Annotated in this window: 10 protein-coding genes; 5 read left to right on the top strand and 5 right to left on the bottom strand. The window is 27.6% G+C overall.

Annotated elements, in window-relative coordinates; translation table 11 throughout:
• Positions 1 to 282: 282 nt before the first annotated feature.
• The 3 genes from B3603_RS09380 to B3603_RS09370 form a co-directional block, all read right to left on the bottom strand.
• The gene (locus B3603_RS09380) at positions 283 to 2604 is read right to left on the bottom strand and encodes a cell wall-binding repeat-containing protein (RefSeq protein WP_291563790.1); all 2322 of its coding nucleotides are present in this window, start codon (positions 2602 to 2604) and stop codon (positions 283 to 285) included.
• 700 nt (positions 2605 to 3304) lie between these two features.
• On the bottom strand, positions 3305 to 5668 hold the full coding sequence (locus tag B3603_RS09375; protein WP_291563787.1) for a cell wall-binding repeat-containing protein: 2364 nt from the start codon (positions 5666 to 5668) through the stop codon (positions 3305 to 3307).
• A 343-nt stretch (positions 5669 to 6011) separates the two neighbouring features.
• Positions 6012 to 7382, bottom strand: a complete 1371-nt coding sequence (locus B3603_RS09370; protein WP_291563785.1) for an 8-oxoguanine deaminase — start codon at positions 7380 to 7382, stop codon at positions 6012 to 6014.
• A 321-nt stretch (positions 7383 to 7703) separates the two neighbouring features.
• Here B3603_RS09370 and B3603_RS09365 point away from each other — a divergent pair, with 321 nt between their 5' ends.
• Positions 7704 to 8075 (top strand): hypothetical protein, encoded by a 372-nt coding sequence (locus B3603_RS09365; RefSeq protein ID WP_291563783.1) that lies wholly within the window; start codon positions 7704 to 7706, stop codon positions 8073 to 8075.
• 473 nt (positions 8076 to 8548) lie between these two features.
• The gene (locus B3603_RS09360) at positions 8549 to 9115 is read left to right on the top strand and encodes a rubrerythrin family protein (RefSeq protein WP_291563782.1); all 567 of its coding nucleotides are present in this window, start codon (positions 8549 to 8551) and stop codon (positions 9113 to 9115) included.
• Positions 9116 to 9182: 67 nt separating this feature from the next.
• Here B3603_RS09360 and B3603_RS09355 read toward each other — a convergent pair whose 3' ends face one another.
• Positions 9183 to 9434, bottom strand: coding sequence for a TIGR03905 family TSCPD domain-containing protein (locus B3603_RS09355; protein WP_291563780.1), 252 nt, complete (start codon positions 9432 to 9434; stop codon positions 9183 to 9185).
• Between the two features lie 545 nt (positions 9435 to 9979).
• On the opposite strand from B3603_RS09355, the gene B3603_RS09350 reads away from it, so the two are divergent.
• The 3 genes from B3603_RS09350 to B3603_RS09340 all read left to right on the top strand — a co-directional run bounded on the left by B3603_RS09350 (position 9980) and on the right by B3603_RS09340 (position 11958).
• Positions 9980 to 10642: an isochorismatase family cysteine hydrolase gene (locus B3603_RS09350; protein ID WP_291563779.1), complete on the top strand. Its 663-nt coding sequence runs from the start codon at positions 9980 to 9982 to the stop codon at positions 10640 to 10642.
• A 64-nt stretch (positions 10643 to 10706) separates the two neighbouring features.
• Complete coding sequence (locus B3603_RS09345; protein WP_291563778.1) at positions 10707 to 11330, top strand: DUF2238 domain-containing protein; 624 nt, start codon at positions 10707 to 10709, stop codon at positions 11328 to 11330.
• A gap of 100 nt (positions 11331 to 11430) precedes the next feature.
• Complete coding sequence (locus B3603_RS09340) at positions 11431 to 11958, top strand: 2'-5' RNA ligase family protein (RefSeq protein ID WP_291563776.1); 528 nt, start codon at positions 11431 to 11433, stop codon at positions 11956 to 11958.
• A 311-nt stretch (positions 11959 to 12269) separates the two neighbouring features.
• Here B3603_RS09340 and B3603_RS09335 read toward each other — a convergent pair whose 3' ends face one another.
• Positions 12270 to 12692, bottom strand: a complete 423-nt coding sequence (locus B3603_RS09335) for a DUF3997 domain-containing protein (protein WP_291563774.1) — start codon at positions 12690 to 12692, stop codon at positions 12270 to 12272.
• Between the last annotated feature and the right edge of the window lie 766 nt (positions 12693 to 13458).

Genomic DNA, 13458 nt, shown 5'->3' with positions numbered 1-13458 from the left:
ATCCCATGTTAAGGTTCAATCGTGCTACTTTTTCACCTTACACCCTTCTAGACTAGATTTAAATACATCCCATGTTAAGGTTCAATGAATATTCACTACTTGCCTGTAACTGAAGAAATTGTATTTAAATACATCCCATGTTAAGGTTCAATTGTAAATTTTTTCTTCATATTATCACCTCTAGCTTTTTTTATTATTTTTCCCCTATTAATTGTTAGTACACCTGTTAAATTTAAACAAAAAAAGCAAATTGATAAATCAATCTGCTTTTTTGTTGTTATACTACTTTACAGTTATATAACTAATATCTAATATATCATTTGGAATTAAAGCACTAGACCCAAATACATAAGCTTTATTTATTGACCATAGGTTACTTTCTATTATTCCTCTTGCAGTAGCCTCTCTTGGATGAGTTAAGATTATAGGATGTCCACCCTTAGCTGCTAACGCTGAACCTGATAGTGCATCAGGATAATCCATTCCAGTTGCAACATATACGTTTGAAAAGCTTATAGTTGATTTAAACTCATTAATGATAGCTTTATTAGTGTCATATCTATTATTTCCACCTAATCTCTTCACCACCGGAAGGTTTGATGCTACTTGTTTACTAATAACACCTTCTGCTCCAACTACATAGCTTTGCTGAATATTTTGACTATCCACATATTCTTTTACAACTTTATCAATATTATTTTTACCAACTAATACTATAGGCATTGATAAATTTGCTGCTATTGGTGCAATAGACAATGCATCTGGATAATCTAAACCTGTAGCAAAAACCATCTTACCACTATTTCCAACTTGTTTTGCAATTAATACTGAAGTTTCATATCTATTAGCTCCGCCAATTCTCTTTATATTAATTCCTAAAGCTTTTATTTGATTTTCTGTATTTTTGCTAAGAGCACCTTCTCCTCCAACAATAAATACTTGTTTAACTTTTAATCTTTGTAATTCATTTTTAAGACCTTCAGTTAAAATTTTTTGTTCACTTAATAAAATAGGTGCATTATATTTTTTTGCCAGTGGTCCAGCACATAATGCATCTGGATAATCTACTCCACTAGCTATTACTGCATAATCAGAATTTTGCCATCCTTTTTTTGAAGCCTCATAAGATGTTAAATATCTATTACTTCCAAAAATTCTTTCTCCTACTACATTACCTTTAACATGTACTGTTGCTGAAGCCTTAAATCCTCCATCTTTCGTTGTTGCCGTAATAGTAGTAGTTCCTGCACTTTTTCCTATTATATTACCATAGGCATCTACTACTGCAACATAAGGATGACTTGAAGTCCATGTTACTTGTTTATTTCCTGCATTTTGAGGAGCTACTTGTGCTTGAATTGCCACTGTATCATCTTTCTTTAAGTATACAGTATCCTTATTAAGAGTAACACCAGTTACAGCCTCTCCTCCAGTTGGAGGTGTTACCGTTCCAGAAGAATCTTTTAAATAAGATAAAACTCCTGCTACAATGGCATTAGCGCAATCTTCTCTAAATTTATCTGTTCTCATTTTTTCTTCTACAGTTGGATTACTTATAAACTCCAATTCAGCTAAAATTGCTGGCATATAGGTTTGTCTAATAACTGCAAAATCTGCACTTTTAACTTGTCTATTTTTAGAACCAAGATTATTGAGAAGATTATTTTGTACTAATCCAGCTAACTTTTTGCTTTCATTTATTCTTTCTCCAGTACCAGTATAAACATAAGTTTCTGTTCCACTTACGCTTCTATCACCAAATGAATTATTATGAATAGACACGAAAGCATCTGCTCCAAAAATATTTGCCATTTGTGCTCTTGGAGAAAGATCAACAAATACATCTGTGGTTCTACTTATTTGAACTTTGATCCCTTGAGCTTCTAATTTACTTTTAACTTTCATTCCTACAGCTAAAGTAACTTCTTTTTCTGTTAACTTATTTAATCCAATGGCACCTGGATCTGATCCACCATGTCCTGGATCTATAAATACTTTATATTCTTTATTTTTGAAATTTGCATTGTTTACTATGTAGCTCTGTGGTGCATTAAGGTCTAAGCTCTTTATCTTTTCTTCAAATTCACTAAATCCACCTTTAACTTTTTCTAATGGTTCATCATTTAATTCAAGTCCACTATCTTTATTTTTAATATTCTCACTTTCTTCTTCATCACCACTATAACTTTTTACAGATACAGATTCATTTCCTACTTCTTCTACATATATTTCAAATACATATTTTGTACTATCATCTATAGCATATATTTTAGCTTTTCCGTATTCTAAAGCACTAATCTTTCCTAAACTATCAACTGAAACTATATCTTCATTAGAAGACAACCAAACTAATTTCTTTGCATCTTCTTTTGTAGAAACCACATATTTATATAAATAAGTATTATCACCTTTGGATAAACTTATTGGCTCCTTATTTATTTCTAAATATTTTTCATATTTTTTTAACTCATTATTAAAATTTGACGAATTATTTTCTAAGGAAAATGTAACATTTGAAAAAAGTGTTGAAAAAATAAATGTAAAAAGTAAAACTAATGAAAAAAACTTAGTATATTTACTTTTTAAATTTTTATAATTGTCCAATGAAATCCCTCCTTGCCCCTCAGCATAAGTTTTTTATTCTCCATAAAATTATAAAATCCTTCTAAATATATTTAAAAAGTTTAGAAAGTTTCCTTTCGCTTTTATATAGGATTTTAGCATTAAATCTTAACTTATTTTAAGCGAATTACTGACAAAATTTTATTTTTCAATACTGTTGAGTAAAACTTTTATGAAAATACAGAACTTATAAACAAGTTAAAATGCAGCCTTAAAAGCCTATAGATAATTTTAATAAATATAAATCAATTTTTAATTTTTTATCATAATGTTATTTGATTTGTACATTTTAGAAATATAAACTAATTATGTGTTTTAGAAGGTTAAATAATTAGAATACAAAGATATTATCTTAGGAATATTTAGTGTATATATTCCATCCATTTATGGTGATATATGTAAATTGTTATATGTGAAATCATATAAATAGTACACCAAACAGACAAAAACTGCAACCTAAAAGTTGCAGTTTTTGTTATATTTTTCGTATTATTTTTATTTAACTTAAATCTTAGTAGATATTTATTGCTTACCTTTTCTATTAATATAAAAGTAGAATAGTTATTGCCTACTTTATTTTTTTATATAAAATTTTAGAATACATGTCTATATCTATTGTTAGGAAACATCATCTTTAGCTAAATATTAGATTGCTAAATCAGATTACTTTTTCTCAGTTATATCACTTTACAGTTATATAACTAATATCTAATATATCGTTTGGAACTAAAGCACTAGATCCAAATACATAAGCTTTATTTATTGACCATAGATTACTTTCTATTATTCCTCTCGCAGTAGCCTCTTTTGGATGAGTTAAAATTATAGGATGTCCACCCTTAGCTGCTAATGCTGAACCTGATAGTGCATCAGGATAATCCATTCCAGTTACAACATATACGTTTGAAAAATTTATAGTTGATTTAAACTCATTAATGATAGCTTTGTTAGTGTCATATCTATTATTTCCACCTAATCTCTTCACTGCTGGAAGATTTGATGCTACTTGCTCACTAATAACACCATCTGCTCCAACTACATAGCTTTGCTGGATGTTTTGACTGTCTACATACTCTTTTACAACTCTATCAATATTATTTTTACCAACTAATACTATAGGCATTGATAAATTTGCCGCTATTGGTGCAATAGACAATGCGTCTGGATAATCTAAGCCTGTAGCAAAAACCATCTTACCACTATTTCCAACTTCTTTTGCAATTAATACTGAAGTTTCATATCTATTAGCTCCGCCAATTCTTTTTATATTAATTCCTAAAGCTTTTATTTGATTTTCTGTGTCTTTGCTAAGAGCACCTTCTCCTCCAACAATAAATACTTGTTTGACTTTTAATCTTTGTAATTCATTTTTAAGACCTTCAGTTAAACTTTTTTGTTCACTTAATAAAATAGGTGCATTATATTTTTTTGCTAGTGGTCCAGCACATAATGCATCTGGATAATCTACTCCACTAGCTATTACTGCATAATCAGAATTTTGCCATCCTTTTTTTGAAGCCTCATAAGATCTTAAATATCCATTACTTCCAAAAATTCTTTCTCCTACTACATTACCTTTAACATTTACTGTTGCTGAAGCTTTAAATCCTCCATCCTTTGTTGTTGCTGTAATGGTAGTAGTTCCTGCACTTTTCCCTATTATATTACCATAGGCATCTACTACTGCAACATAAGGATGACTTGAAGTCCATGTTACTTGTTTATTTCTTACGTTTTGAGGAGCTATTTGTGCTTGAATTGCTACTATATCTTCTTTCTTTAAGTATACAGTATCCTTACTAAGAGTAACACCAGTTACAGCTTCTCCTACAGTTGGAGGTATCACTTCTCCAGTAGGAGGCGTTACTTCTCCAGTAGGAGGTATTGCTGTTCCAGAAGAGTTTTTTAAATAAGATAAAACTCCTGTTACAATAGCATTAGCACAATCTTCTTTAAATTTATCTGTCCTCATTTTTTCTTCTATAGTTGGATTACTTATAAACTCCAATTCAGCTAAAACTGCTGGCATATAAGTTTCTCTCACAACTGCAAAATCCGCACTTTTAACCTTTCTATTTTTAGAACCAAGATTATCAATTAGATTATTTTGTATTGGCGTAGCTAACTTTTTACTTTCATTTATTCTTTCTCCAGTGCCAGTATAAACATAGGTTTCTGTTCCACTTGTACTTCTATCGCTAAAAGAGTTACAGTGAATAGACACAAAAGCATCTGCTCCAAAAATATTTGCCATTTGCGCTCTTGGAGAAAGATCAATAAATACATCTGTAGTTCTACTTATCTGAACTTTGATACCTTGAGCTTCTAGTTTATTTTTTACCTTTAAGCTCACATCTAAAGTTACGTCTTTTTCCATCAGCCTATTTAATCCAATAGCACCTGTTTCTGATCCTCCGTGTCCAGGATCTATAAATACCTTATACTCTTTACCTTTAAAAGCTTCGCTATTTAATATGTAATTCTGTGGTACATTGAAATCTAAGTTTTTTATCTTTTCTTCAAACTCACTGAATTCTCCTTTAACTTTTTCTTTCTCTTCATTATTTAGCTGAAGCTCATCATCTTTAACTTCTATATCTCTGTTTTCATTTTCTTCGTTTTTACCACTTTTTATAAATGCAGTTTCATCTCCTAAATCTTTTACATATACTTCAAAGACAAATTTCGTGCTGCTATCTATAGCATATACTTTTGCTTTTCCATATCCTAAAGTAGTTATTTTACCTTCATTATTAACAGAAACGATATCTTCATTAGAAGATATCCAAACCAAATTTTTCGCTTCTTCTTTGGTAGAAACTACAAATTTATATAAATAACTAGTTTTACCTTTAGATAAACTTATTGGTTCCTTATTTATCTCTAAATATTTCTCATACTTTTTTAACTTATTATTAAAGTTTGATGAGTTATTTTCTAGAGAAAATGTAACATTTGAAAATAATGTTAAAAAAATGAATGTAAAAAGTAAAACTAATGAAAAAAACTTAGCATATGTACTTTTTAAACTCTTATAATTGCCCAATGAAATTCCTCCTCTGCCATAATCATAAGTTTATTATTCTTCATTGGAGTATAAAATCCTTCTAAAAGTAAATTTGAAAACTTCTCCCTATTTTATGTAAATGCCTTTAATTTCTTACAATTGCATTTTTATTATCTTTTATTACTTCCTTAATGAAAATATTAGTAGAATTTTAAATCTATATTTTACTTTTTATAATAGTAAAAAAACAGCTACAAAGAGCTGTTCTCAAAATAAATAAACTAAATATAAAACTATTGGTCTACAAAACTACTAATAAATCTTTTTCCTATTAGATTAAGAATCATATTTAATTTAAATAAATATTAATTATTATAGAATCTTAACTATTGGCTATTTTATTTTTTCCTATAATCTTTTTTGCTACTTTATTCGCATTTATTCTTATATCTTCTGTATTCATAGTTAAAAGAATACCATCTTTAACCACTATCCTTCCATTTACCATAGTATATTTAACTAGGCTACTATTACCGCAACAAACTATAGCTACTATAGGGTCATGGCATCCTGCATAAGCCACATCATTTAAATCTATAGCGATAATATCTGCTGCCTTTCCTACTTCAATATACCCAGTATCATATCTCCCTAATACCTCTGCTCCTCCTCTTGTAGCCATTTTTAGTAATTCATAAGCTGACAATCCTTTATCTCCATACTTTAAATGATTTAAAAGATACGCCCTTCTTACTTCTTCCCACATATTAGAACCGTCATTAGATGCACTACCATCTACTGCAATTCCAACTGGAACATTTACTTTATATAATTCCGAAGTTCTACATATTCCACTGCCAAGTTTCATATTAGAGCTTGGACAATGAGCTATTCCCGCTCCTTGTATAGCTTTAATTTCTCTATCATTTAAAAATATTCCATGTGCATACCAAACATCTTTACCAACCCATTCTAATTCCTCCATAAGTTCTACAGGTCTTCTTCCATATTTCTCAATGCAGAATCTTTCTTCATCTAATGTCTCGGCTAAATGAGTGTGCATCATAACACCTTTTTTTCTAGCTAAATCTTTAGTACTAATCATTAAATCTTTACTTACAGAAAATGGCGAACACGGTGCTAATGCAATTCTAGTCATTGCATAATCTTCCTTATCATGATATTTATCTATTAATCTCTCTGAATCAGCTAGTATCTCGTCTTCCTTTTGAACAACTGAGTCTGGTGGCAATCCTCCATTACTTCTTCCTAAACACATAGAGCCTCTTGTAGCATGAAATCTTATACCAACTTCTTTTGCTGCTTTTATTTGTTCATCAATCAATCCTTCACTATTATTTTTCGGAAATAAATAATGATGATCCATAGTTAAAGTACACCCGGTCTTTAATAATTCACTAAATCCTACAAGTGCTCCATAATAAACTGCACTACTATCAATATATTTCCAATATTCATAAAGGCCTATGAGCCAAGGAAAAAGTGGTAAATCTTGTACTTCTTTAATTCCTCTAAAAAGAGTCTGATAAAGATGATGATGAGTATTAATAAATCCAGGCATTAAGACTAATCCACTACAATCTACAACCTCAACACCTTCTCTAACATTAATATCTTTAGCTATTTTTTCAATTTTATTGGATACTACTAATAAATCTACATCATTTAATATACTTTCTTTATCATCCATAGTTATAAGTGTAGATATATTTTTAAACAATATATTATTCAAAACATCCTCCTAAGCTATAATTATTTCTTAATTATATGTATATTACTTTATATATTTTTTTATAATTAATAATTTTTCAAATAATAATCTTATTGCTTGCCTCTCTCCAATAAAAATATATAAATTGCTTAGAAGAAATAGATTATAATTTTTTAATAATAAAATGTAAGAATAAAAAGTTTTAATTTTCAAAATGTTAATATCTTTTTCAGTTTTAGGATGATATAATAATAGAAAGCAATAATTGGCAGTAGTTAATTATTGTTTTTTATTATACCTATAATTCTTTATATAATATATTTAATAAATGGAGGTGATTTAATGGAGTATACTCTAACTACTATGGAAGCATTTGAAATATTGTATGATAATCCGACATATAGAGCTATAAATGCTGAGGGTCATACTTTAGAACTTAGAGGTGAAGAAAAGTATATTATTCATCGACGTGTTAAACTTGCTAAAGATAAACATGTCAGTATGAAGGATACTTGGAGGATTATAAAGCCTATATCTTATGAAAGAGCAAATGAGCTATTTAAACGTTTGAGAACTATTGAATGTAGATTTGAAGATGGAGTAAAAAAAATATATAGCAAAATGCCTATTAATGGTCAATTCATTATAGAAAGTGATTTGCCATATTGTAAGAATTGTTTATGGTATTGTTTTAGCTATATAGATGAGGAGTAATTTTACAATAATTATTTATGGATACTTGTGAAAATTATTATAAAATAAAAAGACAATAGGAGTTTCTATTTAAATGAAACATCCTATTGTTTTTTTATTTATAATGATGATATAAAATTGGCTAATCATCTTTTGAAAACATCTTATATGGTCTTTCATATCTTTCTTCTAACTATTGATTATAATTAGAGTAGAAAATACTATCATAATAATTATAAAAATATACTATTTGATTATAAATATTGTATTTACTTCTATAAAATTTATCTTTATTCGTAATCCCTCCTAAAATATATATTTTATTTTAGTAAGAAAATCTTAGAATCTATGATCTATTATTAGATTTACAAAATTAGCTTTTTTCTTATTTAGTCATCTTAATAACTTTTGTATAATTAATTGATTTTTGTGATGTGTACCATATTTTGTAAATTACTATATAATATTATAGAGATATCTTTAGGAGGTTTACTATGAATTATGGAAGAAGTGATATTAGAAGTCTTAAAGGAAGTGAAACTGAGAAAAACTTACTTAGAACCTTTGCTGGGGAGTCAAGAGTTTCAAATAAGTATATGCTCTTTGCAGAAAAAGCTAAGGAAGATGGTTATCAATATGTAGCACAAGTATTTGAAGAAACCGCTTATAACGAACGAGCTCATAGTAGAGTTGTATATAGAGATTTCCTAAAACAAGTAAGATCTACTGCCGATAATTTAATGTCTGCTATAAAAGGTGAAACAGAAGAAGTTACTAGAATTTATAAAGAATATGAAGATGTAGCTAGAAGTGAAGGCTTTAATGAAATTGCTAATTTTTATAAAGAATTAAGAGAAGTTGAGGAATCTCATGAGAAAAGGTTCAAAGCATTATATGACAGAATTATGGAAGATGTGATGTTTAGGAGTAGCAAGGTAGAATCTTGGCAATGTATGAATTGTGGGTATATACATGAAGGCTTAGAAGCCCCTATGGTTTGTTCATTATGCAAATACCCTAGATCTTATTTTAAAATTCAATGTAAAGATTATGAATTATAGAAAAAAATAAGCAGTTTGTTAAAGCTGCTTATTTTTTTAATATATGCAAAATATTAACTCGTACATATTATATTACGTTTAAAACCAACTCTTCTAAAGCAGTAGCAAATTGATCTGGACATGAAGTTGAAGTTTTGCAAGGCACTCCTTTTAATCTTTTAACAACCTCATTAACCTCCATCCCTTCTAATAGGGCTGCTAGTCCTTTAGTATTCCCTGGACATCCTTTAACAAATTCAACATTTTTAACTTTATTATCCTCTACTTCAAATTTAACTTCTGTTGCACAACATCCTTTTATTTTATATGTATATTCCATTATTTTCTCCCCTATCTATAGCTTTATATCATATATGAATATACATAAAAATACTGGGACATGCAATATGTTTATAAAATATAATATAAGATAATAATATGTATAGCTAGCAACTACACCATTAAATATTTCAATTTGCAACTTAAAATAATGTATACTTTAAAGTTTACAGTTCACAATTTTAGATATTTCTCAGCAAAAGCTAAGGAATTTAGAATTATTTTTTTCAAGTGATGTAATCATCTTTTGCTCAGTATAGTTTAGTTATATCACCTATCTCCATTATTCTACTTAAGTAAATAAGTCTTGTTCCGAACTATACTGCACATCTGGGGAACCCTAAGGGGCTTCACTACTGTTCCCCAGAGGTGGAAAAGTAGTAATGCATTGCTAGTAGAAAAATTAATTTCAACCATAATTGTGAATTGTGCATTACGAATTGTGAATTTAAAAAGCTGTATATACATCTGTAAAATAATATTTGACACTAACATTTTATTTACCTATAATTTTATTAAAGTATAGATTTATTAGGAGAGAGATATATGTTTAATGATATTGATAAATATGTTAATTCTTTTAAAAATATTATTTCTTTAATTAAAGAAAAATCTACAAAATCTATTTCTATTAAAGACTTGCCTACAGCTGAGACTGCACTTGTAGTAATAGATATGATAAATGGTTTTGCTAAATCAGGAAATCTTTATAGTCCTAGAATAGAGGCTTTAATCCCTGGAATAAGCTCTATTATGAAATACTGCAAAGATGAAAATATAAAAGTTATTGCTTTTGGTGATAGTCATACAGATTTATCACCAGAATTTGATTCCTATCCTAAGCATTGTATAAAAAATAGTTCTGAATCAGACATGGTTGAACCATTAAAATCTATTAATAACTATGATTTCATAGAAAAAAACTCAACTAATGGATTTTTAGAGGAAAAGTTTCAAATTTTTCTTAGAGATAATCCTAAAATAACTAATTTTATTATTGTAGGAGACTGCACTGACATTTGTATTGAACAATTTGCAACTACGCTTAAAGCGTATTTTAACAAAAACAACATAATTTCCAGAATAATTGTTCCTATGAATGCTGTAGATACTTATGATTTATCTCCTCATGATGGCGACCTAATGCATATATTAGGATTATTTATGATGATGAACAACGGGATAGAAATAATAAATTTAATTAAGTAATTATTTAAATAATCTTTGGGAATACTATCTTTACATTCCTATTTAAGTTGGAAAGGTGATAGTTATGGACTCTACGGATAAAAAATTTCACTTATTTTTGCTATTTAGTATTATCATAATTCTAATATGGTCAGGTATTAGACCCTATAGTAGATATAATTGGTTCTTCGAAGTTTTTTCTTGTTTTATCATCATAGCCGCATTACTTTTTACATATAATAAATTTAAGTTTTCTAATTTAGTATATATTGTAATATGGCTTTCTTTGGCTACTATGGCTATAGGTGGACATTACTCCTATAAAAATGTTCCATTGTTTAACTATCTTAAAGATGTGCTTGATTTATCTAGAAATCATTTTGATAGATTAGGACACATAATACAAGGTGCAGTTCCAGCTTTAGTAACTGCTGAACTTCTTATTAGAAAAAAAGTGCTAAAAAATAAATTTTTTATTTTTATTATTTCATTTTCTGTTTCTGTAGCAATAAGTGCTTTATATGAAATAGGAGAAGTGGTAGGAGGATATTATATAGCTCATAAGAGAAATGATTTTTTACAAATGCAAGGTGACCAATGGGATACTCAATGGGATATGCTCTGTGCAGCTGTAGGTGCATTTTTCTCTCTTACTGCTTTAAGTCCAATACATTGGAAAATATTAAGAAAAAAATTCAATGTAAGATAAAGAATTGATATTATCAACTCTTTATCTTTTTTAATACTAATCATTACTTTAATTAAATAATATTATAATTATATCAATTTATGTTTGGAGGTAGTAAATCATGAGATATGTTATTGTATGTACAATTAAAGGCCCTGCTGGAGAGTTTAATAATAAATTAAGAAAAGATATTTTTCATAAATTTGGTGCTAAGTCTTCAAAACTTCCTGCTCATTTTACTATAAAAGCTCCTTTTGACTATGATAATATTACAGAACTAGAAAATATATTGGAAAATTTCTCAAAAACTTATAGTAAAGCACCTATTGAAATTAAAGGCTATAATTCCTTTAGAAAAGATGTTATATATATGGATGTTAAAATGTCTAGGGAGGCTAAAGATATCCATGATAAACTTATAGATGAACTAGTAAAACTTCCTTACTTAACCTTTAAATCTAATGAAGGAAAAAATAAATTTTTTCATATAACTATAGCCTCTAAAAAAATTTATGATAAATTTGAACCAATAAAAAATTATGTAGAATCCTTTCCTTGTAACTTTGAAAATTTCTTTGACAATATAGGAATTTATAAATGGGTAGACAATACTTGGATATTGCATAAAGAATATGGGCTATTGTCTTAAATATTTGATAAAGAATACTATAAATCTTATTATATAGATATACAATATAAGAACTTAAAATATACCCTAGAAAATTACTTTCCCATAAAATAGCATAACTTCTTAAAATTAAGGTTTAATAATTAAGAATGAAAAATTTAGGATAAAATCTATTTAAAAAACTCCATGACTTTGGCCATGGAGTTTTAACAATTAATTCTTAACTTTTCATTCTTAATTCTTCATTCATGTATAAGGATTTTTATTATGAAAACTAAAATCATGTATAATTTAAAATTCCATAAAAGAAATCTATAGTGTCCTTTATCATCTTATTTGTAACTCTCTACTTTTTTAAGTTTCAAATCCTTTGGTATTTTTAATTCCTCTTTTTTGCTTTCAAACTCCTCTTTAGTAAAAGGTCCATATCCTCTAAGCTGTTTAGTATTTAAAATCCAATAATATTCATTTTTATCTTCATCAATATTTTTATTATCATTCTCTATATCATCTATATTCTTTTGCTTTGCTAATATAAAAACATCATCAAAAGCTATTTCACTAACCATAGAAGGCACTATAGGTGTGTTTTCATCGTATCCATCACGAGGTATAATCTCCACATGATTATCCTCAATTTTAACCACCATATAATTGTTAGGTAGATTAATAGAAAACTCTCCATTACTACTACATCCGCAGAATAATATCAAAATCATAATAATATTAAAGCATGCTATAAACTTCTTTCTCACAGTCTCAACTCCCACTACTTAATCACTAAAAATACTTTTTAATAAATGCGGCATTAACATTAGCCTTAATTATAAGAGCTAAACTTATTTTTAACTTTCTATTTCATAAGTAGTTTTATTACAGAGTTAAAAATATCCCCTTTTAGTAGCCACAATTGTTTAAATTAATATTTTGTCAGTTATACTTATCTCTTTAACTCCCCCTTCTAATATTTTTTATAATTATAAGTTCAATATAATACAAAAGCCTGTCTATATTGTGCTCTAAAATATACATTTTTTTAAAATTTTATCATGTATTTCTAAATATACATGATTTTATATTTCACCATAATACCTTATGGCCTTACAAATTCATAGATTAATATTTATATATTAATTTATATTCTACCTATATATAAAATTTCCTTTAATATAATTAAATAAAATTTATGAAAAACTCTAAATTATTAAAATAATAATTTTAAGTTTTCAATAAAAATTATACCATAAAATACCATAATTTCAATTACAATTTTATTATCTTTATAATCTTATATTTTTATTTTGAAATATTCATATAATAATATAAGATTATAAAGATAAAAATGCTCTAAAATTTAAAATTCTAGAGCACAACTATATACACATATTTCAATTCACAATTTAAAATAATGGGCAATTCAAAATCCATAATTGAAGAGGAAATTAGTTTGATTAAAACTTTTTTTTACTATCAATATATTGCTAATTCCTCACCTCTGAGGAACAGTTTAATCAATGGAGA

The sequence above is a fragment of the Clostridium sp. UBA2485 genome (assembly GCF_002341865.1).
In the GTDB taxonomy this organism is placed as follows: Bacteria; Bacillota; Clostridia; order Clostridiales; family Clostridiaceae; genus Clostridium_J.
The sequence above is the reverse complement of the archived record's forward strand: the minus strand, read 5'-3'. Positions and strand labels throughout refer to the sequence as shown.